Annotated in this window: 24 protein-coding genes and 1 pseudogene; 18 read left to right on the top strand and 7 right to left on the bottom strand. The window is 58.2% G+C overall.

Going from position 1 to position 23,595, the window contains the following annotated elements; translation table 11 throughout:
• Positions 1 to 7 precede the first annotated feature (7 nt).
• On the top strand, positions 8 to 649 hold the full coding sequence (locus M5C01_RS27305) for an oxidoreductase (protein WP_152741729.1): 642 nt from the start codon (positions 8 to 10) through the stop codon (positions 647 to 649).
• Between the two features lie 130 nt (positions 650 to 779).
• On the opposite strand, the gene M5C01_RS27300 is transcribed toward M5C01_RS27305, so the two are convergent.
• Genes M5C01_RS27300 through mpl form a run of 3 tightly spaced genes read right to left on the bottom strand, consistent with a single transcriptional unit; the run spans position 780 to position 3,038 of the window.
• The gene (locus M5C01_RS27300) at positions 780 to 1,067 is read right to left on the bottom strand and encodes a YceK/YidQ family lipoprotein (RefSeq protein WP_152741728.1); all 288 of its coding nucleotides are present in this window, start codon (positions 1,065 to 1,067) and stop codon (positions 780 to 782) included.
• Complete coding sequence (ubiX, locus tag M5C01_RS27295) at positions 1,060 to 1,692, bottom strand: flavin prenyltransferase UbiX (RefSeq protein WP_103495795.1); 633 nt, start codon at positions 1,690 to 1,692, stop codon at positions 1,060 to 1,062. Before ubiX ends, M5C01_RS27300 begins: the two co-directional genes overlap by 8 nt.
• Positions 1,689 to 3,038 carry a UDP-N-acetylmuramate:L-alanyl-gamma-D-glutamyl-meso-diaminopimelate ligase gene (mpl, locus tag M5C01_RS27290; RefSeq protein ID WP_152741727.1) on the bottom strand — a complete coding sequence of 450 codons (1,350 nt, stop codon included), beginning with the start codon at positions 3,036 to 3,038 and terminating at the stop codon, positions 1,689 to 1,691. The genes ubiX and mpl overlap by 4 nt, the downstream gene beginning before the upstream one ends.
• A gap of 211 nt (positions 3,039 to 3,249) precedes the next feature.
• On the opposite strand from mpl, the gene M5C01_RS27285 reads away from it, so the two are divergent.
• Positions 3,250 to 4,368: a molecular chaperone DnaJ gene (locus tag M5C01_RS27285; RefSeq protein ID WP_152741726.1), complete on the top strand. Its 1,119-nt coding sequence runs from the start codon at positions 3,250 to 3,252 to the stop codon at positions 4,366 to 4,368.
• 9 nt (positions 4,369 to 4,377) lie between these two features.
• Here M5C01_RS27285 and M5C01_RS27280 read toward each other — a convergent pair whose 3' ends face one another.
• On the bottom strand, positions 4,378 to 6,294 hold the full coding sequence (locus M5C01_RS27280; RefSeq protein ID WP_152741725.1) for a sigma-54-dependent Fis family transcriptional regulator: 1,917 nt from the start codon (positions 6,292 to 6,294) through the stop codon (positions 4,378 to 4,380).
• 412 nt (positions 6,295 to 6,706) lie between these two features.
• Here M5C01_RS27280 and M5C01_RS27275 point away from each other — a divergent pair, with 412 nt between their 5' ends.
• From M5C01_RS27275 to M5C01_RS27230, 10 genes and pseudogenes are all read left to right on the top strand, one after another.
• Entirely contained in the window at positions 6,707 to 8,227 is a 1,521-nt protein-coding gene (locus tag M5C01_RS27275) for an aldehyde dehydrogenase family protein (RefSeq protein ID WP_103497281.1), read from the top strand.
• Between the two features lie 245 nt (positions 8,228 to 8,472).
• A complete protein-coding gene (gene eat, locus M5C01_RS27270; protein WP_152741724.1) occupies positions 8,473 to 9,843 on the top strand; it encodes an ethanolamine permease in 1,371 nt (456 codons plus the stop codon).
• A 180-nt stretch (positions 9,844 to 10,023) separates the two neighbouring features.
• Positions 10,024 to 11,418: an ethanolamine ammonia-lyase subunit EutB gene (locus tag M5C01_RS27265; RefSeq protein WP_152741723.1), complete on the top strand. Its 1,395-nt coding sequence runs from the start codon at positions 10,024 to 10,026 to the stop codon at positions 11,416 to 11,418.
• Positions 11,415 to 12,245, top strand: a complete 831-nt coding sequence (eutC, locus tag M5C01_RS27260; RefSeq protein WP_152741722.1) for an ethanolamine ammonia-lyase subunit EutC — start codon at positions 11,415 to 11,417, stop codon at positions 12,243 to 12,245. The genes M5C01_RS27265 and eutC overlap by 4 nt, the downstream gene beginning before the upstream one ends.
• Positions 12,246 to 12,348: 103 nt before the next feature.
• The gene (locus M5C01_RS27255) at positions 12,349 to 12,807 is read left to right on the top strand and encodes a GNAT family N-acetyltransferase (RefSeq protein ID WP_152741721.1); all 459 of its coding nucleotides are present in this window, start codon (positions 12,349 to 12,351) and stop codon (positions 12,805 to 12,807) included.
• 284 nt (positions 12,808 to 13,091) lie between these two features.
• Positions 13,092 to 13,748 carry a DedA family protein gene (locus tag M5C01_RS27250; RefSeq protein ID WP_152741720.1) on the top strand — a complete coding sequence of 219 codons (657 nt, stop codon included), beginning with the start codon at positions 13,092 to 13,094 and terminating at the stop codon, positions 13,746 to 13,748.
• Between the two features lie 4 nt (positions 13,749 to 13,752).
• A complete protein-coding gene (locus tag M5C01_RS27245) occupies positions 13,753 to 14,592 on the top strand; it encodes a zinc-dependent peptidase (protein WP_178129989.1) in 840 nt (279 codons plus the stop codon).
• A gap of 198 nt (positions 14,593 to 14,790) precedes the next feature.
• Entirely contained in the window at positions 14,791 to 15,318 is a 528-nt protein-coding gene (ppa, locus tag M5C01_RS27240; RefSeq protein WP_100941554.1) for an inorganic diphosphatase, read from the top strand.
• Between the two features lie 228 nt (positions 15,319 to 15,546).
• Positions 15,547 to 16,302, top strand: coding sequence for an XRE family transcriptional regulator (locus tag M5C01_RS27235; protein WP_177099259.1), 756 nt, complete (start codon positions 15,547 to 15,549; stop codon positions 16,300 to 16,302).
• Between the two features lie 427 nt (positions 16,303 to 16,729).
• Positions 16,730 to 17,005, top strand: a pseudogene (locus M5C01_RS27230) (Arm DNA-binding domain-containing protein); the annotation flags it as partial.
• 144 nt (positions 17,006 to 17,149) lie between these two features.
• Here the strand turns inward: M5C01_RS27230 and M5C01_RS27225 are convergent.
• Positions 17,150 to 17,500, bottom strand: a complete 351-nt coding sequence (locus M5C01_RS27225) for a helix-turn-helix transcriptional regulator (protein ID WP_178129988.1) — start codon at positions 17,498 to 17,500, stop codon at positions 17,150 to 17,152.
• Between the two features lie 130 nt (positions 17,501 to 17,630).
• Here M5C01_RS27225 and M5C01_RS27220 point away from each other — a divergent pair, with 130 nt between their 5' ends.
• The gene (locus M5C01_RS27220) at positions 17,631 to 18,170 is read left to right on the top strand and encodes a GYF domain-containing protein (RefSeq protein ID WP_152741717.1); all 540 of its coding nucleotides are present in this window, start codon (positions 17,631 to 17,633) and stop codon (positions 18,168 to 18,170) included.
• A gap of 755 nt (positions 18,171 to 18,925) precedes the next feature.
• Here the strand turns inward: M5C01_RS27220 and M5C01_RS27215 are convergent.
• Entirely contained in the window at positions 18,926 to 19,798 is an 873-nt protein-coding gene (locus M5C01_RS27215) for a WYL domain-containing protein (RefSeq protein WP_152741715.1), read from the bottom strand.
• Positions 19,799 to 19,916: 118 nt separating this feature from the next.
• Here M5C01_RS27215 and M5C01_RS27210 point away from each other — a divergent pair, with 118 nt between their 5' ends.
• Both M5C01_RS27210 and M5C01_RS27205 read left to right on the top strand, forming a co-directional pair.
• Entirely contained in the window at positions 19,917 to 20,171 is a 255-nt protein-coding gene (locus M5C01_RS27210) for a hypothetical protein (protein ID WP_152741714.1), read from the top strand.
• A gap of 377 nt (positions 20,172 to 20,548) precedes the next feature.
• On the top strand, positions 20,549 to 20,878 hold the full coding sequence (locus M5C01_RS27205) for a hypothetical protein (RefSeq protein WP_152741713.1): 330 nt from the start codon (positions 20,549 to 20,551) through the stop codon (positions 20,876 to 20,878).
• A 29-nt stretch (positions 20,879 to 20,907) separates the two neighbouring features.
• Here the strand turns inward: M5C01_RS27205 and M5C01_RS27200 are convergent, their stop codons facing one another.
• A complete protein-coding gene (locus tag M5C01_RS27200; RefSeq protein ID WP_152741712.1) occupies positions 20,908 to 21,255 on the bottom strand; it encodes a helix-turn-helix transcriptional regulator in 348 nt (115 codons plus the stop codon).
• A gap of 130 nt (positions 21,256 to 21,385) precedes the next feature.
• On the opposite strand from M5C01_RS27200, the gene M5C01_RS27195 reads away from it, so the two are divergent.
• The 3 genes from M5C01_RS27195 to M5C01_RS27185 all read left to right on the top strand — a co-directional run bounded on the left by M5C01_RS27195 (position 21,386) and on the right by M5C01_RS27185 (position 23,536).
• Entirely contained in the window at positions 21,386 to 21,826 is a 441-nt protein-coding gene (locus M5C01_RS27195) for a DUF4339 domain-containing protein (RefSeq protein ID WP_152741711.1), read from the top strand.
• 55 nt (positions 21,827 to 21,881) lie between these two features.
• On the top strand, positions 21,882 to 22,733 hold the full coding sequence (locus tag M5C01_RS27190; protein ID WP_152741710.1) for a class I SAM-dependent methyltransferase: 852 nt from the start codon (positions 21,882 to 21,884) through the stop codon (positions 22,731 to 22,733).
• A 149-nt stretch (positions 22,734 to 22,882) separates the two neighbouring features.
• Positions 22,883 to 23,536 (top strand): formyltransferase family protein, encoded by a 654-nt coding sequence (locus M5C01_RS27185; RefSeq protein WP_152741709.1) that lies wholly within the window; start codon positions 22,883 to 22,885, stop codon positions 23,534 to 23,536.
• The last annotated feature ends 59 nt before the right edge of the window (positions 23,537 to 23,595 follow it).

Here is a 23,595-nt window from a genome sequence, read left to right as displayed (position 1 = left end):
GTCTTTTATGTACTTGACGCCTCAGCATATCCTGCTCGCTGGAGCCACCGGCCTGACCGGTGAACATCTGCTTGACCGCCTGCTCAACGAGCCGACGGTTACCCGTGTACTGGCACCCTCGCGCCGACCGTTGGCCGAACATCCGCACCTGGAAAATCCGGTGGGCGATCCAGCGATTTTCCTGCCGCAGTTGAGTGGCCGTGTGGATCTGGCCATCTGCTGCCTGGGCACCACCATCAAGCTGGCGGGTTCCGAGGAGGCGTTTCGCGCCGTGGACCATGACATGGTCGTGGCCTTTGGCAAGCGCGCGCGGGAAATGGGCGCGCGGCACCTGATCGTGGTCAGTGCCATCGATGCCGATCCAAAATCCAAGGTGTTCTACAGCCGGGTCAAGGGCGAGATGGAGCAATCACTGCGGGCGCAGAACTGGCCGCAGTTGACCATCGCCCGGCCTTCATTGCTGCTGGGCGAGCGGGCCGAGCCGCGCCTGGCGGAACAGTTGGCGGCACCGCTGTCGAAACTGATTCCGGGGAAATATCGTGGTATCGAGGCCTGCCAGTTGGCGCGAGCGCTGTGGCGCCTGGCGCTGGAAGAGCAGGATGGGGTGCGGATTGTCGAGTCGGACGAATTGCGTCGGCTGGGCAAATAGCACCACCCTGCGTGAAGAGCAATGGAATGTATACCCTGTGGGAGCGGTGCTTGCCCGCGAAGACGGCGGTGAGGCCACTAAAAGCTTCGCGGGCAAGCACCGCTCCCACAGGTTAGGTTGTCACTCGGAGCTACAACCCGCCCGTCGCCTGATACCCCACGCCCAATACCGTCAACACCGACAGCGGCAACAACAGCGTATCCAGCAACGCACTGGCCGGCAGGTCCACCCCGGGATAGCTCGGCGCCTCAGCCCCAAAGCGGTCAAAAGCGCAACAACCACCCTGCAACGCATACAGATCCAGGCGCATCCCCGAATACACTATGGGTGCTCCGGCCTTGCCGGCGTCCAGGGTCCGCGCGGTCGCACAGCCGGCCAGTTGCAGCGCCAGCAGCAGGTACAGCAGCAGCCTACTCATCACTGCTCAAATGGTGTTCGCCCCAACGCGGCAGCATGTCCTGGGGGATATTCAACAGGTTGAGAATCCGCGCCACGACAAAATCCACCAGGTCATCGATGGTCTGCGGCTGATGATAAAAGCCCGGCGACGCCGGCAGGATGGTCACGCCCATATTCGACAGCTTGAGCATATGCTCCAGATGAATGCTCGAATACGGCGCCTCGCGCGGCACCAGGATCAACTGACGGCGCTCCTTGAGAGTGACATCCGCCGCCCGCTCGATCAGGTTGTTGCAGGCCCCCGTGGCAATCGCCGACAAAGTCCCGGTGGAACAGGGCACCACCACCATCGCCGCCGGCGCGCCGGAGCCCGAGGCCACCGGCGACATCCAGTCTTCCTTGCCATACACCCGGATCTGTCCGGCCGCCGCGCCGGTATATTCCGTGAGGAAAGCCTGCATCATCTGCGGCTTGGCCGGCAGCGCCACATCGGTCTCCGTGGCCATGACCAACTGCGCGGCCTTGGAGATCAGAAAATGCACCTCGCGGTCCTCGCGCACCAGGCAGTCGAGCAGGCGCAGGCCATAGGGCGCGCCGGAAGCGCCGGTCATCGCCAAAGTGATGCGTTCCGGTCCGTTGTTCATTGCAGCGCCTCGGCCAGTTTGCCGTGCAGGCCGCCGAAGCCGCCGTTGCTCATGATCACCACGTGGGTGCCGGGTTTGGCCTGGCTTTTCACCCGTTCGATAATGCCTTCCAGGGAATCGCTGACGATGGACGGCACCGAGCACAGCGCCGCGGTGGCACCCAGGTCCCAACCGAGATTGGCCGGCGCATACCAGATCACCTGATCGGCCTGGACCACGCTGTCCGGCAAACCATCACGGTGGGCACCGAGCTTCATCGAGTTGGAGCGCGGCTCGATAATGGAGATCAAGGGCGCGTCGCCGATTTTCTTGCGCAGGCCATCCAGGGTCGTGGCGATCGCCGTCGGGTGATGAGCGAAATCGTCATAGATCGTCACGCCGTGGACTTCGGCAACCTTTTCCATCCGCCGCTTTACGCTCTTGAACGCGCTGAGGGCGGCAATGCCCATGGCCGGCACCACACCGACATGCCGCGCCGCCGCCAGGGTGGCCAGGGCATTGGCAACGTTGTGCTGGCCGGTGAGGTCCCACTCGACCGTGCCTTGGGTCACGCCTTCGAACATCACCTCAAAGCGCGAACCGTCTTCGCTGAGTAGCCTGACCTGCCACTGGCCGCCAGCGCCGGTGGTCTGCACCGGGGTCCAGCAGCCCATATCGATGACGCGCTGCAAGGCCGGCTCGGTGGTCGGGTGAATCACCAGGCCTTCGCTCGGAATGGTCCGCACCAGATGGTGGAACTGCCGCTCGATCGCCGCCAGATCCGGGAAAATATCCGCGTGATCGAACTCCAGGTTGTTCAGGATCGCAGTGCGCGGGCGGTAATGGACGAACTTGGAGCGCTTGTCGAAAAAGGCGCTGTCGTACTCGTCGGCTTCGATCACGAAGAATGGCGTGCTGCCCAGGCGGGCCGACACCGAGAAATTCTGCGGCACGCCGCCGATCAGGAAACCCGGGCTCATGCCGGCGTGTTCCAGCACCCAGGCGAGCATGCTGCTGGTGGTGGTCTTGCCGTGGGTGCCGGCCACGGCCAGGACCCAGCGGCCTTGCAGCACATGGTCCGCCAGCCACTGCGGGCCGGACACATAGGGCAGGCCCTTGTTCAAGACGTATTCGACCGCCGGATTGCCACGGGACATGGCATTGCCGATCACCACCAGGTCCGGGGCCGGATCGAGTTGTGCCGGATCGTAGCCCTGGGTCAGTTCAATGCCCTGGGCCTGGAGCTGGGTGCTCATCGGCGGATAGACGTTGGCATCGGAACCGGTGACGTGATGGCCCAGTTCCTTGGCCAACACGGCCATCGAACCCATGAACGTACCGCAGATACCCAGAATATGAATGTGCATAGTCGACCTCGTAAAACCTGGCCGCAGGTTAGCCCAGGGTACGGAAATTCGCACGTGGTGTTTTGGCTGGCCGACCGGCACACATCATCCCCTCGGGGCCCCGAGTGATCACGGAAAAAATCAGATCCATCCCACAAACTTCGTAATATGTCTGCCGTGACAATCTATTGATAATAATGTCTCGTTTTGACCTGACGCTTGGACTCAAATGATGAAAAACACTTCCTCCGCACTCAACATCATGCCCGGTTCCGGCCCCCGGAAAAAATTGTCCGCCGGACAGCGAAAATTCAACACCCTGATCAAGAAAATCGAAAACCAGCGCGAGGTGCTTCAGGCTTGGGAAACAGCCATGCCCCTCTATCTGGAGCGCTGGAACAATGATTTCAAACCACTGCTCGATGAGTTCCATCAAGGTAACATCGAGCTGCTGCATATTCTGGACGAGGCCAGTACCCGGGTAAAACTGTCGAAAACCGATCGCCAGACCCTGAGCACCGAAATCCGCGAATTGGCTTCATCCTCGATGGATGGAGAGAACGACGAAGCCCTGAAGGCGCTGTACAACAAGCACAGCCATGGCGACTTCGATGAGATGTCCCGCGAGGAGGATGAGTTTCTCAAACAAGGGCTGCATGAAATTTTCGGTATAGAACTGGGCGACGATGTCGATTTGCGCGACGAAGAGGCGGTCGCCCAAAAAGTCCAGGAGCATTGGCAGGCCGAGCAGGCCGCTCAACAGCAAAAACCAGGCAAGAAAAGCGCGCAACAGCTACGCGAGGAAAAGACCGCTGACGAAGCCAGCCAATCGGTACGTGAAGTCTATCGCAAACTGGCCAGCGCCCTTCACCCAGACCGCGAAATCGACCCGACCGAACGCGAACGCAAGACCGCGCTGATGCAGCGCGTCAACCTGGCCTACGCCGAGCGCAATCTGTTGGAGTTGCTGCAATTGCAACTGGAAATCGAGCAGATCGACGCCGCTAATATCAACGCACTGCCCAGTGCCCGACTCAAGCATTACAATCAGGTACTGACGGAACAACTGAACGAGCTGGAGTTGGAAGTCCGTGCAATGGAATGGGCGTTCAAGGAACAGTTCAGTATCGAACCGTATGACAATGTCACCCCCAAGAACATGCACCGCAAGTATCAGATACAGTTCAATCGACTCCTTCTCGACACTCAGTCCCTGGAAAGTCTGTGCGAAGCAATCAAGGACCCCAAAACCTTGAAAGCCTGGCTCAAGGAACAGAGGGCCTACCAGATGGCCAGGGAGCAGGACGATGATTTCTTCGGGGACGATCTTCCTGACTTTCTGTTTCGCTGAGGCGCGGTCCTAACGCACAATCCCATGCTTGCGCAACTTGCGATACAGGGTGTTGCGACTGACCCCCAGTTGCTCGGCCGTGTGGGTCATGTGCCAGCGCTGCTGTTCCAGAGCGCTCTGCAAAGCCAGGCGCTCGGCGTCTTCGAGGAGATGTCCGGACGGCGTGTCAATCGCCATCGCGCCCAAGCTCGGTCGCGCCTGTCGGATCAGCACCGGCAGGTCCTCAAGACCGATCCGGCCGTCCTCGCACAACGCCGCCAGCGTGCGCAACACCGTACGCATCTGCCGCACATTGCCCGGCCATTCGAACGCCAGCAGCGCCTGACGCGCGGCAGCGTCGATCAGTACGGCCTGCTCACCGGCCTCCTCCGCCAGCAGGAAATCCAGCAATTGCGACTTGTCGCTGCGCTCACGTAACGCCGGCAAGCCGACTTCCAGCCCATTGAGCCGGTAGTACAAATCCTCGCGGAAACTGCCATCGCCGACCCGCTCCATCAGGTTACGGTGCGTGGCGCTGATAATCCGCACATTGACCGCCTCCGGCTCGCCGCCGATGGGCACCACCTGGCGATCCTCCAGCACCCGCAGCAAGCGGGTCTGCAAGGCCAATGGCATATCGCCAATCTCATCGAGAAACAGCGTGCCACCATCGGCCTGCTGCAGCTTGCCGCGCATGCCCTCCTTGCGCGCGCCGGTAAAACTGCCGCCGCGATAACCGAACAGTTCACTTTCGATCAGACTCTCGGGAATCGCCGCGCAGTTGAGGGCGACAAAGGCTTTCTCGGCACGCTGGCTGGCCTGGTGCACCGCCTTGGCGAAGGCCTCCTTGCCCGAACCGGTTTCGCCATTGATCAGCAAGGGCACATCGCGCTCGAAGACCCGTAGCGCCCGACGAAAATCCGTCTGCAAGGCCGGATCGCCCAGGCAGATGTTGGACGGCTTCGGCCGCTCCAGTGGTGCCGGCGTCGGCGCCAGCACCTTGGGCACGCTGCGTGGCTGACCGCGCAACACCGCGAACAGGGCACGGCCGTCACGGGTACGCAGTGGCCAACTGGCACTGGCCTGGGCACTGGCACGACCAAGCAGTTCATCCAGCGAGCAATCGAAGAACGCCTCCACCGGCTGGCCCAACAAACCGCTGCGCCCCTGCCCCAGCAGGTTCAGGGCACTCTGGTTGACGGCACTGATCCGACCTTCGCCGTCGAACGCCAACAATCCTTCACTGAACAGCCCCACCGACTCGGCCTGCAAATGAAAACGCAGCAGCCAATGGTTGTCGTAATGCCGGAGGAAATAGCAGCTCTCGATCATCTTCGCCGAAAGATTGACCAGCGCCATGGTGTGGAACTGGCTCTGGCGCGACACCTCCGGACGGGCCGAGGACACGTCAAGCACCGCCATCAATTCGCCATGAGGATCGAAGACCGGGCTGGCGGAACAGGTCAGGCCGGTGTGGCGGCCACGGAAATGTTCGTCCTGATGAATGGTCAGGGACTGGCGCTCCACCAGGCAGGTGCCGATGCCGTTGGTGCCTTCGCAGGCCTCGCTCCAGTCGGCGCCGAGCCAGAGGCCGGCGCGCTCGAATATCTTGCGTTCGGCGGGGGCAGTGACGCAATTGAGGATCACCCCGCGGGCGTCGGTGAGCAGCACCGCGTGGCCGGCACCGGAGAGTTGCTGGTGCAGACTGGTCATTTCATTACCGGCAATCTGCAGGACCTGACGCAGGTGCTCGCGGCTTTCCAGCAGTCGACCGTGTTCAAGCACAGTGGGTGCGATGCTCAGCGAGGGGTCGAGGTGATAGTCCTCCAGGCAGCGCAGCCAGGAGCGGGCGATGGACGGATCACTGCCGGGACCGCCCGGGTGGGCCTTGCCCTGGGTCACGGTCAGCACCTGCTGGGCATGGCGACTCAGATGGTTGTTCTGCATTTCTTATTATTCTCCCCACCCCTGTAGGAGCGAGCTTGCTCGCAATGATGGTCCAACCACTGAGGGTGTCAGGGCGCCCGCGTCATCGTTGACGTCCATCGCGAGCAAGCTCGCTCCTACAGGGGTGTTCAGCCGTTGATGCACGTTCGTCTGGATGCCCAGCATCCTCCAGCACCGCGAGCAATGCAATCACCCCGCGACCGCCGAGTCACAGGCTGTGCCAATCACGGTACAAACTGTCACCCTGGCTGTGTCATCCCTGTTGCAACACCCCCGCCATCTGTCACCGGAGACACCCGGCAAGCGCTCTGGAACCCGGACCTCGACGCACTGGCCCGACCTTTGCTCTACGCTTATGAAGCGCTCAAGCGCGTACTCCCTTATAAGCACAATAGCCAAGGAGACACACACCATGCGTTACGCCCACCCTGGTACTGCCGGCGCCATCGTTACGTTCAAGTCCAAGTACGGCAACTACATCAATGGCGAATTCGTCGCGCCTGTCGACGGCCAGTATTTCACCAACACCTCCCCGGTCAATGGCAAGGCCATTGCCGAATTCCCCCGTTCCAACGCCAAGGATATCGACAAGGCCCTCGACGCCGCCCATGCCGCCGCCGATGCCTGGGGCGCCACCTCGGTCCAGGCGCGCTCGCTGGCCCTGCTGAAAATCGCCGACCGTATCGAACAGAACCTCGAACTGCTGGCCATCACCGAAAGCTGGGACAACGGCAAGGCCGTGCGCGAAACCCTCAACGCCGACATCCCTCTGGCCGCTGACCATTTCCGTTATTTCGCCGGTTGCCTGCGGGCCCAGGAAGGCAGCGCCGCGGAAATCGACGGCAACACCGTGGCCTATCACATCCACGAACCCCTGGGTGTGGTCGGGCAGATCATCCCGTGGAACTTCCCGATCCTGATGGCCGCCTGGAAACTCGCTCCGGCCCTGGCCGCCGGCAACTGCGTGGTACTCAAGCCGGCCGAGCAGACCCCGCTGGGCATCACCGTGCTGATGGAACTGATCGGCGACCTGCTGCCACCTGGCGTGCTGAACGTGGTGCAAGGGTTCGGCAAAGAAGCCGGCGAAGCCCTGGCCACCAGCAAGCGCATCGCCAAGATCGCCTTTACCGGCTCGACTCCGGTCGGCTCGCACATCATGAAATGCGCGGCCGAGAACATCATCCCGTCCACCGTGGAGCTGGGCGGCAAGTCGCCGAACATCTTCTTCGCCGACATCATGAAAGCCGAGCCGAGCTTTATCGAAAAGGCCGCCGAAGGCCTGGTCCTGGCCTTCTTCAACCAGGGCGAAGTCTGTACCTGCCCATCCCGCGCCCTGATTGAAGAGTCGATCTACGACGAGTTCATGCAAGTGGTGATGAAGAAAGTCGAGCAGATCAAACGTGGCGACCCGCTGGACACCGACACCATGGTCGGCGCCCAGGCTTCCGAGCAGCAGTTCGACAAGATCCTCTCCTACCTGGAAATCGCCAAGCAGGAAGGCGCGCAGTTGCTGACCGGCGGCCAGGTGCAGAAGCTCGAAGGGGATCTGGCCACCGGCTATTACATCCAACCGACCCTGCTCAAGGGCACCAACAAGATGCGCGTGTTCCAGGAAGAAATCTTTGGCCCGGTGGTGAGCATCACCACCTTCAAGGACGAAGCCGAGGCCCTGGCGATTGCCAACGACACCGAGTTCGGTCTCGGTGCGGGCCTGTGGACCCGTGATATCAACCGCGCCTACCGCGTGGGCCGGGCGATCAAGGCCGGTCGCGTCTGGACCAACTGCTACCACCTGTACCCGGCGCATGCGGCGTTCGGCGGCTACAAGAAGTCCGGCGTGGGTCGCGAAACCCACAAAATGATGCTCGATCATTACCAGCAGACCAAGAACCTGCTGGTGAGCTATGACATCAATCCACTTGGGTTCTTCTAAACCCTGAGGCCGCCTTCGCGGGCAAGCCAGGCTCCTACAGGTTTCGTGTTGTACGCCCTCTCGGGTACGACACTACATTGTAGGAGCAGGGCTTGTCGGGGCGCCGAACCGCCGCGAAGAGGCCGTCACTGACACCCTGAAAATAACGCCTGGCCGCTCTGGCACGGGCTTTGCGTGCACGCTGTACCGAAAATCGATACCCGCAAGTCCAACACCCAAACAATAAAAATGACAAGCGAGGACTTATGACAACCCAAACCGAACTCAAACCCACCCTCGGCACCCTGCACCTCTGGGGCATCGCCGTGGGCCTGGTGATCTCCGGCGAATACTTCGGCTGGAGCTATGGCTGGGGGACCGCCGGCACCATGGGCTTCCTCGTCACCACCCTGCTGGTGGCGACCATGTACACCTGCTTCATCTTCAGCTTCACCGAACTGACCACCGCGATTCCCCATGCCGGCGGGCCTTTTGCCTATAGCCGCCGGGCCTTTGGCGAACGCGGTGGCCTGATCGCGGGGATCGCCACCCTGATCGAGTTCGTCTTCGCCCCGCCGGCCATCGCCATGGCCATCGGCGCCTACCTCAACGTTCAGTACCCGGACCTCGACCCACGTCTCGCCGCCGTCGGCGCCTATGTGGTGTTCATGGGCCTGAATATCCTCGGCGTCAGCATCGCCGCCACCTTCGAACTGGTGGTGACGGTGCTCGCGGTGGCCGAGTTGCTGGTGTTCATGGGCGTGGTCGCGCCGGGCTTCAGCTTCAGCAATTTCGTGCTCAACGGCTGGTCCGGCTCAACCAACTTCAGCATCGACTCGATCCCCGGCATCTTCGCCGCGATCCCCTTTGCGATCTGGTTCTTCCTCGCCATCGAAGGCGCGGCCATGGCCGCCGAAGAGGCCAAGGACCCCAAGCGCACCATTCCCAAGGCCTATGTCGGCGGCATTCTGACCCTGGTGTTCCTGGCCCTCGGCGTGATGGTGATGGCCGGCGGCGTCGGCGACTGGCGCCAGCTGTCGAACATCAACGACCCGTTGCCCCAGGCAATGAAAGCCGTGGTCGGCAATAACTCCAGCTGGATGCATATGCTGGTGTGGATCGGCCTGTTCGGCCTGGTGGCCAGCTTCCACGGGATCATCCTCGGTTACTCACGGCAGTTCTTCGCCCTGGCCCGGGCCGGTTACCTGCCACGCTCGCTGGCCAAGCTGTCGCGCTTCCAGACCCCGCACCGGGCCATCCTGGCCGGCGGTGTGATCGGCATCGCGGCGATCTACAGCGACGGGCTGGTCAACCTGCAAGGCATGAGTCTGACGGCCGCGATGATCACCATGTCAGTATTCGGTGCCATTGTGATGTACATCATCAGTATGCTGAGCCTGTTCAAGCTGCGTAAAACCGAGCCGAACCTGGAGCGCAGCTTCCGCGCGCCGGGCTACCCGATCATCCCGGGTATCGCGCTGGTCCTGGCGGTGGTGTGCCTGATCGCGATGGCCTGGTTCAACACCCTGATCGGCCTGATTTTCCTCGGTTTCATGGCGGTGGGCTTCATCTACTTCCAGCTGACCGCCAGCCAGCGCTCGGACGCACCGGCGGACGCTATGCTCACAGGTAACTGATTGCACCAGCACGGGGCGCCCTGCGCCCCGGCGCTGTACATATGAACACCGCTGAACTGTAGGAGCCGGCTTGCTGGCGATGAGGCCAGCAAGACATGCATCGCCTGGTCGGCCGCCATCGCCAGCAAGCCGGCTCCTACAAGGAAGGGTTATCGTTAAAGTTCAGGAGGACACCGCCCCATGGCCACATTCGCCCATTCCGTCGGCGCCCAGACCTACCGCTTCGACAGCCTCAAGGATGTCATGGCCAAGGCCAGCCCCGCCCGCTCCGGTGATTTCCTGGCCGGGGTCGCCGCCCTCAATGACGGCGAACGGGTCGCGGCCCAGATGGCCCTGGCCAATATTCCCCTCAAGCATTTCCTCGAGGAAATGCTGATCCCCTACGAATCCGATGAAGTCACCCGGCTGATCGTCGACACCCACGATAAACAGGCCTTCGCCGTCGTCAGCCACCTGACCGTCGGCGGCCTGCGCGACTGGCTGCTCAGCGACGCCGCCGACGAACAGAGCCTGCGCGCCCTGGCCCCGGGCCTGACCCCGGAAATGGCCGCCGCCGTGTCGAAGATCATGCGTGTGCAGGACCTGATACTCGTCGCCCAGAAGATCCGCGTGGTGACGAAATTCCGCGGCACCCTGGGCCTGCGCGGTCGCTTGTCGACCCGCCTGCAACCCAACCACCCCACTGACGACCCGGCCGGCATTGCCGCCAGCGTCCTCGACGGCCTGCTCTACGGCAACGGCGACGCGATGATCGGCATCAACCCGGCCACCGACAGCCTGAGCTCGATCTGCGACCTGCTGAACATGCTCGACGCGGTCATCAAGCGCTACGAAATCCCCACCCAGGCCTGCGTGCTGACCCACGTCACCACCTCCATCGAGGCGATCAACCGTGGCGTGCCCCTGGACCTGGTGTTCCAGTCGATTGCCGGCACCGAAGCGGCCAACGCCAGTTTCGGCATCAGCCTGAGCGTCCTGCAGGAAGGCTACGACGCCGGCCTGAGCCTGAATCGCGGCACCCTCGGGCAAAACCTGATGTATTTCGAAACCGGCCAGGGCAGCGCGCTGTCGGCCAACGCCCACTTCGGCGTCGACCAGCAGACCTGCGAAACCCGCGCCTATGCCGTGGCCCGACACTTCAAACCCTTCCTGGTCAACACCGTGGTCGGTTTTATCGGCCCGGAATACCTCTACAACGGCAAGCAGATCATCCGCGCCGGCCTCGAAGACCACTTCTGCGGCAAGCTGCTGGGCGTGCCCATGGGCTGCGACATCTGCTATACCAACCACGCCGAAGCCGACCAGGACGACATGGACACCCTGCTGACCCTGCTGGGGGTGGCCGGGATCAATTTCATCATGGGTATTCCCGGCTCCGACGACATCATGCTCAACTACCAGACCACCTCGTTCCACGACGCCTTGTATGCCCGCCAGACCCTGGGCCTCAAGCCCGCGCCGGAGTTCGAACAGTGGCTGGCGAAGATGGGCATCTTTACCCAGGCCGACGGCAAGGTGCACTTTGGCAACAGCCTGCCCCCGGCGTTTCGCCAGGCACTGGCGCAGCTTGGATGAACGACATGGCCAACGAGATCGACAACGACAACCCCTGGCTGCAACTGCGTCGCCTGACCCCGGCGCGTATTGCCCTGGGACGTACCGGCACCAGCCTGCCCACCCGCGCACAACTGGATTTCCAGTTCGCCCACGCCCAGGCCCGCGACGCCGTGCACCTGCCGTTCGACCACGCCGGCTTGAGCGCCCAACTCGCCGAGCGTGGGCGGGAAACACTGCTGCTGCACAGTGCTGCCGACGACCGCCACAGCTACCTGCAACGCCCGGATCTGGGTCGCAAGCTCAACAGCGCGTCGGCCCAACAGCTACGCGAGCATGCCCTGGCCCATCCCGGCGGTATCGACCTGGCCATTGTCGTGGCCGACGGTCTCTCGGCGCTGGCGGTGCATCGGCATACCCTGCCCTTCCTCAACCGCCTGGAGGAGCAGATCCAGGCCGAAGGCTGGTCGACGTCGCCAGTGATCCTGGTGGAACAGGGACGAGTCGCGGTGGCTGACGAAATCGGCGAATTGCTCGGTGCGAAAATGACCGTGATCCTGATCGGCGAACGCCCCGGTCTGAGTTCGCCGGACAGCCTGGGTTTGTATTTCACCTATAATCCAAAAGTCGGCCTGACCGACGCCTACCGCAACTGCATCTCCAACGTGCGTCTGGAGGGCATGAGTTACGGCATGGCCGCGCACAAACTGCTGTACCTGATGAAAGAAGCCTGCCGCCGACAATTATCGGGGGTCAATCTCAAGGACGAGGCTCAAGTGCAAACGCTGGAGAGTGATTCGGATGTCCATTCAAACGGCAACTTCCTACTGGGCCCGCCCCAAGACTGACCGTCATCCGGATTGCGCTTTTCCCGCGCTTTGGGCAGCATCGACGCTGCGGCTGCCCGAGTGAACCGTTTGCCGTCATATCTACGAAGTTGAGGCCTGATCTATGCGGATTACTCAAGCGACCCTGGAACACCTGGACCTGCTGACGCCCCTGTTCGTCAAATACCGTGAATTCTACGGTGCACTGCCCTTCCCTGATTCGTCCCGTAGCTTCCTGGAAAAACGCCTGCGCCGCAAAGAGTCGGTGATTTACCTGGCGTTGGCCGACGATGACGACAAAAAGGTGCTCGGTTTCTGCCAGCTGTACCCAAGCTTTTCTTCGCTCTCACTCAAGCGCGTGTGGATCCTCAACGATATCTACGTCGCCGAGGACGCCCGTCGCCAGCTGGTGGCCGACAACCTGATGCGCACGGCGAAGAAAATGGCCCGTGACACCCACGCCGTTCGTCTGCGCGTGTCCACCAGCAGCAACAACCTGGTGGCGCAGAAAACCTACGAATCCATTGGTTTTCGCGAAGACAGCGAATTCAAGAACTACGTGTTGCCGATCGACGAAAAGTGATCATCACACGCGCTCTGTAGGAGCTGGCTTGCCAGCGATAGCGGTAGTGAATACCACATCGCCATCACTGGCAGTCGAGCGTCGACCGACGCTCTCACGGACCCGTGCATAATCTTCGCCCGACATCCCCCGCTACAAACTCAGCAGGCAGAAATCTCCCCAACTCTTATAATCCCGCTTTCCCACGGAATGTACGAAAAAACTACATTCCTTGTAGTTAACTACGCCTATCTATTTTCCTTGCACGGGTCCGCCGAGTCGGACCGTCCACACAGGTGCCACCCATGGATTTCAACCCGATCGACATAGTCCTGCATCTCGATGTCTACCTCGACATGCTGGTGAACAACTACGGGCTCTGGATCTACGCCATCCTGTTCCTGGTGATCTTCTGCGAAACCGGCCTGGTGGTGATGCCGTTCCTGCCGGGCGATTCGCTGCTGTTCATCGCCGGCGCGGTGGCCGCGGGCGGTGGCATGGACCCGGTACTGCTGGCCGGCCTGCTGATGCTGGCGGCGATTCTCGGCGACAGCACCAACTACATCATCGGCCGAACGGCGGGCGAGAAGCTCTTCAGCAACCCGAACTCGAAGATCTTCCGCCGCGACTATCTGCAGAAGACCCACGACTTCTATGATCGCCATGGCGGCAAGACCGTGACCCTGGCGCGCTTCCTGCCGATCCTGCGGACCTTCGCACCGTTCGTCGCCGGCGTTGGCAAAATGCCTTACCCGCGTTTCTTCATGTTCAGCATCCTCGGCACCATTTTCTGGGTCGGCGGCCTGGTCACCCTGGGTTATTTCTTCGGCAACGTACCGTTCATCAAGAAAAACCTGTCGCTGCTGGTCGTTGGCATCATCCTGCTGTCGCTGCTGCCGATGATCATCGGCGTGGTCCGCAGCCGCTTCGGCAACGCCGCGTCCAAAGCCGGCACCCACTGATCCCGTGTGGTCGCTGAGTGCCTGGCGTCGCCGGCGAACCCTGGCCCGCCACCCCGTTGCCGATGAAACCTGGCAACGGGTCCGCGAACACCTGAGCTTCCTCGACGGCCTGAGCGATGCCGAGGATCGCTGGCTGCGAGAACACAGCGTGCTGTTCCTCGACGACAAGCACCTGAGCGCCTTGCCGGGCGTCGAGCTGAACCAGGAACGCCGCCTGCTGCTGGCGGCCCAGGCACAACTGCCCCTGTTGCACCTGGGGGACTTGAACTGGTACCAGGGCTTCCATGAAATCGTCCTCTACCCGGACGACTTCCTCAGCCCCCAGCGCCATCGTGACGCCAGCGGCGTGGAGCACGAATGGGATGCCGAGCACAGCGGCGAAGCCTGGCAACAGGGCCCGATCATCCTGGCGTGGCCCGGCGTACAGGCCAGCGGCGGCTGGGAAGGCTACAACCTGGTGATCCACGAACTGGCGCACAAGCTCGATATGCTCAGCGGCAGCGCCAACGGCCTGCCACCGTTGCACGGCGACATGCGCGTAGGCGAATGGGCCAAGGTCATGCAACACGCCTACGACGACCTCAATCGCCAACTGGACCGCAACCCCGACGCCGATACCGCGATTGATCCTTATGCCGCGGAAAACCCGGCGGAATTCTTCGCGGTGACCAGCGAATATTTCTTCAGTGCCCCGGATATCCTGGCCACGGCCTACCCGCAGGTGTACGAGCAATTGCGCGCGTTCTACCGCCAGGACCCGCTGGCGCGGCTGCAGCATCTGCAAGCCCACGACCCACGCTACCAGCCCGAAGCACAAGGCCCGAGCGCCACTCCCCGCCTCTAGGAGCCGGCTTGCCGGCGATAGCGGTCGTCGGCACACCACAGGACTTCAGGACCTCACACTACCCAGCAGCCCCCGACCAAGGTGGTATTCCACACGTCCCGCCGCCCGTGGCATCGGCCCCGGAATATGCCTATAATCCCCGCCACTTTTTGGTCAAACCGGCCAAGTTTTCTGATCAACCAACGGGGGCATCGCCCAATGAGCTACAGCAAGATTCCGGCTGGCAAAGACCTGCCGAACGACATCTACGTCGCGATCGAGATTCCGGCCAACCACGCGCCGATCAAATACGAAATCGACAAAGACAGCGATTGCCTGTTCGTTGACCGTTTCATGGCCACCCCGATGTTCTACCCGGCCAACTACGGTTTCATCCCCAATACCCTGGCTGACGACGGCGACCCCCTCGACGTGCTGGTCGTGACCCCGTACCCGGTCACCCCAGGCTCGGTCATCCGTGCCCGTCCGGTCGGCATCCTGCACATGACCGACGACGGCGGCGGCGACGCCAAGGTCCTCGCGGTCCCACACGACAAACTGTCCCAGCTGTACGTCGACGTGAAGGAATACACCGACCTGCCACCACTGCTGCTGGAGCAGATCAAGCACTTCTTCGAGAACTACAAGGATCTCGAAAAAGGCAAGTGGGTGAAGATCGAAGGCTGGGGCGATGCCGAAGCCGCCCGCGCCGAAATCATGAAGTCGGTCGCCGCTTACAAGGGCTGATCCGCCGCGCCCTGGCGCGAACTGAAAAACCCCGGCTTGCCGGGGTTTTTTTGTGCCTGTTTACCAATAAACAAACAAGAGTTTTAATGAATAAACACAACGACTCAGGTTCAGCTATTTGAGTGTAGGAATTCTGAACAAACCCAATCAGCTCGTGTGCTGACCAGGGCGATTTTTGAACACCTCGTTTATTTAAACAGGTGTAGCACGCCAGTAAACTCCGTGTTCATGAATACATCAGGCGATCGCTTAAGGGCCCTCCTGCGGGAGTGCCACCTATCTGCTTCGGACTTCGCTGCCAACCGGCAAGTGACGCCGCAGCACGTCAACAACTGGTTCAAGCGCGGCATTCCCATGGCGCGACTGGACGAGATAGCCGAGCTGTTGTGCGTCAATAGCCGCTGGCTGCGCAACGGCGACGGACCCAAGCACCCCGGCAGCTCGAGCAATGAGGCGCAGGATGAAGAAGCGCAGCCTCTCCATGGCAAGGAGCCCTACTCGGCCCGTGACGAGCTGGCAGCAACCGAGCGCAACGATGTGCAAGTGCCGCTGTACAAGGAGACGCCAACGGCCCCCGGATCAAGCCTGACCCAGGTTGCGATCATCCCTGGGCGCAAGGTACGCCTGCCCTATCGCATCCTGCAGGCCATGGGTGTCGAGCCGGACCAGGCCATCTGCGCGCCCATGACCGGCAACAGCATGGCGGAAAAGATCCAGGACGGCTCCACCATTGCCATCGACCGCAGCCTGACCCAGGTGGTGGACGGCGAAATCTACGCGCTGGAGCACGACGGCATGCTGCGGGTGAAGTATGTCTATCGCCTGCCGGCGGGGGCCTTGCGGCTGCGCAGCCATAACAGCGCCGAGTACCCGGACGAAGTGTTCACGGCGGAACAGATCGACGAGCAGAACATCCGGGTACTGGGTTGGGTGTTCTGGTGGTCGACATTGAACAAGCGACGGCCGCCGGTGCCCTCAAAATAGGGGACAAGACATCTCTTGTCTGAAAACGACAGCTCTGGCGTGTGGTTTTCGCTGGGAATCTGTCGTAAATGCCGGTATCCTGCGCGGCACATTTGGGCAGCGTCCTGCTTCCAGCAGGCCACATTGCCCACGACACGGCGCAAGACAACTGCGTGGTGTCCCACAACCAGATTTGCTCTGGATGTACATTTTGAAGGCGAGCGAGGCTTACCAAAAATAAGCCAAACCCGTCCCCGAGAAGCCGGCCACAAGCCGGCTTTTTAATTGTCCGAAATAAGCCTATCCCATCCGAGAATTCTGCCGATAGCCTAGCTATTCCGGGGGGTTCAGGCAGGCCCCTGCCCGATGGTGTTCAACACCATTTGACCTCATCCGACGATGAAGTGGGGGGGGTAAAAGGGACGACAGAGGAAAATCAACGGGTAAGCTGAATCCGAAACAAGTCGAAAACCTGACCGAACCCGGCACCTACGAAGATGGTGATGGGCTTCGCTTGGTCGTCAAACCTACCGGGCGTAAATCCTGGCTGCTTCGCTTTCAACTGGCAGGCCGTCGTAGGGAGATGGGTTTAGGCTCGTTTCCTGAAGTGAGTCTCAAGAAAGCCAGACTTGAAGACAGCGTCAAATGCAGCCAGTTGAGCGACGGTGTAGATCCTCTAGCCGCTCGCGACATCGAACGTGCGGCTCAACGTGAAGGTGAAAAACCCGCTCGCCGGCGCAATAGCTGGATGCAACGCTATAACTGCGTTTGCCCAGGACGTGCAGAAATATCAGTTCAGCCACTACGACTGTCTCTGTTTACGCAGTGGTGCCAGGTTCGATCAAGGGGCGGGCGCAGAAAGTCCCCCTTACAACGACTCACCCTTCTTCAGTCGCTCAGCCAGGCATTCAACCAACTCCACGACCATCTGTCGGTCCTCATCATCCAGCTGCGATAGCAACCGACCAATCCGGGCTGCCTGATCATCTGGGCATGGACTGGCCTCAGTCAGCAGATCCGCCCCTTCGCAAATGCTTGCGAACTCCGCCAACCTCTCAATATTGGGCACGACCACACCTCGCTCAATGCGGGAAACGGCTTCGTTGCCGATGCCCAAACGTTCGGCCCACACCTTCTGCGTCAAGCCACTGCGAATGCGCTGCTTAGCAATCGCACGACCTACCCCGCCAGCCAAAGACTTCTGATCAGTATCTATCACAGCACCTTCCAATCTCAACCTAAATAGTTGTTAATCACCCCATTGACACGGATAACTCAACAGACTAAAAATCAACCTAAAAGGCTGTTAATCATCTATTTATGCCCATACCAAAACCAAGGAACTTTCCATGCCGGAAGCAACAAGCAGTGAGCAATGGTTTTACGAAGAGAAAGGCCAGCGTCAGGTCGCCAATGAACAACAAATAATCGCCCTCATCCGCTCAGGCAAGCTGACCTACGGCAGCCTCATTTGGAAAAAGGGGCTGGATAACTGGATTCAACTCGAAAGGACGGAGTTTCTACAGCACCTCCAAACGGCTTCCCCACCCCCGCTCACAGGCGCGAGCGTCAACAACACGCTGGTGTGGCTACTGGCTTTCGGCCCGCTGCTCGGCTACTTGCTGGAAGCCTTCGTTGCGGGCGCCACGGGAGGTGGTCAGAGAGCGCTGAGCGAAGGCCATTACTGGTACCTCACCGTAATATTGAATGTCGCGCTGAGCCTGTTCGATGAAAAACGCCTGAAAAAAGCTGGGCACGACACCCGTCGTTTCAAGGGTTGGGTATTTATCGTACCGGTCTACCTGTACCAACGCGCCAAGATGCTGAATCAGAACCTAGCGTATTTCATCGTGTGGATTGGCAGTTTCGCACTTACGTTACTCGTCTGACCTTAGCCAACTGAACTTTCGGTGCTTCCGGCTAGCGCTGGAAGTGCCCCAAGGCACGACTTAGCTATTCATTGGAGGACCTTCGCGCCGACAACGCTCGGCCATCTATCGAAAGGTTCAACCATGAAAAGCATCAAAGCACCACTCTACTAATTATATTAACCAGTATTACCGCACATGCAGCCAGCTACTGCGATAGCAAACCGACTCAGCAAGCAGCAAACGACTGTTACAGACATTCAATACTGATTTACAAGATACTGAGCGGGAAAGCTGGTGTAGTGAAGGCAAGCAGCCTTAAGAAGCATGACCTGTATGACATCCAAGAACAGTAAACGCATCTTCGCTTAACAAAATTACCAAGTGGTAATGGGGTAAACCGTGTTACCCCATTTCACGCGCCCATACGTACCTGATACTGCTGCCATGGCTTTGGGGATTTCTGAGAAGTGCCATCCTACGATTGCGCCTGATCTTATCTTTAAAGGACTCAATGAAGCGGTCAATTACTGGATTCGTATAAGCGCAGGCAGGTAATTGCACATTAATTTGAAGATGAAGGTGCACTCTGAACGCAAAAAACCTTGAATGCGCATCAAGAGCCCGTTTAGTCGTCTCATTCAGACGTTTCAAATACTCATAAACAAAAGGGCCTTTATCTACCTATATTGGCTTCCCTAAAAATTCTGAGCCGTAGTGATGGTTGAGATTCGTATTGATAGATAGGATGGCGCTAAACGCGGTCACGGCTTAAATTAGCCATACAACCAGGGTTCTAACTCATCCAGGTTCTTAACCACAATCTGCTGTGCCGCTGGCTTAGTTTCCATTTTTTTTGGATCAATCTGATATCGCTGCAATACATACTTCACGAGCGCCCTGCGGCTTGGGATCACTAATTGACCGTCCACCATGCCGAAATCGGTTTCGATTATCGCTTTCTGAGCAGCCGTCAGGCGCAAATCAGGTTCGATGATGACCGCTACCTCTGAATTCCAGGCGGTATCTTCAACAATCACATTCTCAGCCTTGCCCAATAGCTCTGGTTCGCCACGCAAACGGCTGAGCACAAAGTCGCGGAACTCCCGATTCCTCTCGCAGTAAGCGCGTACGTGCCAACGCATCCCTGTGTAGATCAGCGTGTGGGGCGCGATCAGACGGATCTCAGGTACAGGGTTTGCCAGCGATACATACTCAGTTTCCAGACGCAGGCTCTCCCGACAGGCTTTAAGCAGAGGACGAAGAATCTCCGGACGAATCGTCCGATCTGGGACCTCCAGCACCTTGGTGTGGGCATAGGCCAACGCCAACCCTTCGATGTGTGGAGCTCTCTCATTATTCTGAGAAAGCAGGTGTAGGTAGGCACTGGCGCTGTCGTCTATGAACAGAGGCTTGAACATCTTGCTCGGTACATAGCCTTTAATCTGTTTGTCATATGTAAGGTTTCTGGGCGCATGCTCATTGATGTACGTATTGATGTCCTTCGATGCCTGTTGCCGGCTGATGCCGAAGCTCTGAATCAGATGTCCCGTGGTCAGACGGCCTTCCCACCAGGCCACCGTCTCAATCAAACGATAGCGAAGTGCCAGATCCCAGCGTACATGCTCAACGGATTGCTTGCGTTTCATGTCCCCTCCATGTGCGTGAATACTTTACCTGTATAAGTCTACATTGTAGACCTGTCGCTTAACACTACATATTGTACCCCTGTCTTCGAGGCTTCTCGAAATCAACAAGGATGCAGGCATGAACACGTCGGACATCGTTTCTACAGGCTCACTGGCAGGGCTTGGGTTGATCCTGCTGGTGCTGTTGATACAGCTCCTCAAGCTACGCGATATCTGGCAGATGCTGCTGGAAAATCAGAAGGCAGCACGCTGGGCACGCATTTTGGAAATGGAAAATAAAGAGCTGCGCTCAGCCTTGCGGGCAGAGAAAGGTCATGTCGAGCAACTGAGAGGAAAGCTGGTGATTTTGCAGGAACTGATACCAGCAGCGTGAAGGGGAAGGACATGAGCAGACTTGAAAGAATCAAAGGCTATCTGCTGGGTGGTGCTGTTGGCGACGCCCTGGGTGCCCCGATGGAATCACTCGGATGGTCCGCCTTGAAGCGAAATTCGGTCCGCGCGATGTCATCGATTACCCACAAGCCTAAGGTATCACCGACGATGCGGCTCACCGCCGAAGGTCGGCTGCGTACCTTAGCGCGTGGCGACCCCAGAAATATTGACCACATTCCCAGCGCTATTCGCCCCCCCCTGCTGCGTTGGCTAACGCTATCAACACGTCCGGCACTGAGCCCTTATGAGGGGAGCCCCACGCCCCCGTTATCCATACACATTATCTCAGTGGTTTAACCCTGTCACAGGAGTTCCAACATGAACACATGCTGCCTGATCTGCGATTCAAAGGCTGTAATTTCCAAGGATGCCGCCAACGCTGCGGTCATGCTGATTGGGACCATTGATAGCTTTCTGCTCGCTGTTCGCCAGGCATATACCCAGGGGCTGGAAATCGACCAGGAGACCAGAAATGAAAGTCTGCTCGTGCGGATGCTCGAGCTGATCGGCAAGGGATTTTCCGGTGCGACATCCGACCACATCGCCATGACGGCATTTGCCCAGGACGTGCAGAAATATCAGTTCAGCCACTACGACTATCTCTGTTTACGCTGTGGTGCCAGGTTCGATCAGGGTTCCCCCCCCTAAACGCCCCAAAGTCAATCAGGGCGATCAGATCATGCCTTCCTTAGGCGTTCTACCAAGCGCTCAACGAGGTCCACGATCAGCTGCCGATCATCATGACCCAGCTGCATCAATAACCGACTGATCCTGTTGGCTTGGTCGTCCGGGCGCGAACTCGCCTCAGTCAACAGTTCCGCCACCTCGCAACCAAAGATCCCTGCGAACTCCAGCAACCGCTCAATGTTGGGCACGACCACACCTCGCTCAATGCGGGAAACGGCTTCGTTTCCCACGCCAAGGCGCTCGGCCACTTCCTCCTGCGTCAAGCCACTGCGAATGCGTTGCTTAGCAATCGCTCGACCCACCACACCAGCCAGGTATTTCTGATCAGTTTTTGGCATGCAACCCCCTAGTCAACCTAGATGGTTGTTCATCACCCCATTGACATGAAGAGCCTTAAAGGTTGAAACTCATCATTAAAGGTTGATTGTCGTCCATTTATGCTCACAGGGAAATGCAAAGGTATTTTTCATGCAGGAAATGAATGGCAGTGACCAATGGTTCTGCGAAGAAAAAGGCGAGCGCAGAGGCGTAGATACACAACGGATGGTCTCCCTTATCCATTTAGGGAAGCTGATCTATGGACGCATGATCTGGAGGAAGGGACGGGATGGTTGGAATCAGCTAGAAATCGGCAACACCTCCAAGCGGCTTCGCCGCCCCTCCCACCTAACAGGTGCGAGCATCAATAACACATTGGTTTGGTTACCGGCCTTCGCTTCTATTCGCTGCTATCTCATCGAAGTATTTGGCGCCGGCGCCGTTGATGGCAGCAATTGCCAAGTGAAGAAAACCATGAAGGAAAACCGTCACTGGTACATCCCCCTGGTCTTGAACATTGCCCTCAGTCTACTCGCTGAAAAGCGCCTTAAAGCGCTAGGCACGACACCTGCCGTTTCGAGGGTTGGGTAACCAGGTTCGTTACACGCACAAAACTAAATCATTAAACCATTAGCAGGGACATACCATGAGTTTGCCTGAAGACTTTTCTCCCGAACAATATCTAAAATTACATCCCGATGTCAGAATGTCAGGACTTGACCCAGCACAACACTATTTGGCTTGGGGCCGTGGAGAAAATCGCAACTACAAACGAGACCCTAACTCCCTTTACCCAAAGGTAGAAGGACGTTATGCCTCGGATGGATTGTCTTCGGTGCATAACCACGACTTCATGAGCGACGAGAGCTATATCACAGCGTATGCACGCGGAGTAGAAGCCGTCGGTTCTGACTACAAATGGTTTTGGCGTGTGCACATAGGGCTGTGGGCGGCGCGGACAGCCGCAAAACACAACGGTGACTTTGTTGAGTGCGGAGTCAACTATGGCTTTCTAAGCTCAGCGATTATGAAAGATCTGAACTGGAACAATACAGGCAGAACTTTTTATTTACTTGATACATTTTCCGGCATTGATGACAGGTATCTGTCCGAGCAGGAAAAAATTGGTGGTGTCGCGGACAAGAACCGAAAATTAGTTGAAGACGGAACATATACATCAAACATTGAATCTGTGAGGGCTAACTTTTCAGAGTGGCCAAATGCAAAGGTCATACAAGGGTCCATTCCCGACACTCTCGCTCATATCGACTCAACCCAAATTTCTTATTTGCACATCGACCTGAACTGCACCATTCCTGAAGTTGCTGCGATTGAGTTCTTGTGGGACCGATTGGTATCCGGAGCAGTAATTTTACTAGATGACTATGCTTACTACGGATACCAGCCTCAGAAAGAGGGTATGGATCAATGGGCAGCAAAAATGAACATAGCAATAGCGAGCTTACCTACAGGACAAGGGCTTCTAATAAAGCCTTGACACTTATCCGCATTGCGCTATGGCTCGCTCTATAGCGCATACAGCTCCTACTTAGGTTTTCACACCGAAGCTTAAGTGCCAGAAAAAAACTTGGTCAACTCCACGAAGCCAGCATAGAGCTAAGACATACCAACCTAGAGGCTAGCAGCATGAGTAACGAACAGACAAAAAAAGAGCCCATGCAAGAGGCCGCAGCCCCAAAGCTTGTAAAGTCCGCATCAAAGCGAAAACAAAAAATACTATTTCTAGGGTACTCCGAAAAACAAACAACACTACTCGACGAACTCATTAAGCTTAACTGTGAAGTTTGGCATACAGAAGAAAAAATAAAAACCACATCTGGCTACGACCTGGTAATCAGTTACGGATACAGGCACATCCTTCCAAAATACGTCATAGAAAGCTCTCCAGCACCTATCGTCAACCTGCATATCTCATATTTGCCATGGAATCGTGGAGCCCACCCTAACTTCTGGTCTTTTTATGATTCTACTCCAAGCGGTGTGTCTATTCACCTGATAGACGAAGGCATAGATACTGGACCTATCATCTACCAAAAATACGTAAATTTTGGCGCCGAAGAAAAAACATTCGTCCAAACGTACAAGAAATTAATACAAGAGATAGAACAGCTTTTCAAAGAGAACATTGAAAATATCGTGACCAAAAATTTTGTCGCTATGCCGCAAAGGAAAAAAGGCTCTTATCATCGAGTATCTGACTTACCCAAAGACTTTAGTAGCTGGGATTCTGAATTTCAAATCGAGGTAGCCAGGCTGGATAGAATCCTGTTGCAGAAATAAGGAAAAACCACACATTCAAAACCAACAGCAATCACATCAACGAAGCTTGAAAAAATCAC

The sequence above is a fragment of the Pseudomonas sp. MWU12-2319 genome (assembly GCF_023242525.1).
In the GTDB taxonomy this organism is placed as follows: Bacteria; Pseudomonadota; Gammaproteobacteria; order Pseudomonadales; family Pseudomonadaceae; genus Aquipseudomonas; species Aquipseudomonas gingeri_D.
The sequence above is the reverse complement of the archived record's forward strand: the minus strand, read 5'-3'. Positions and strand labels throughout refer to the sequence as shown.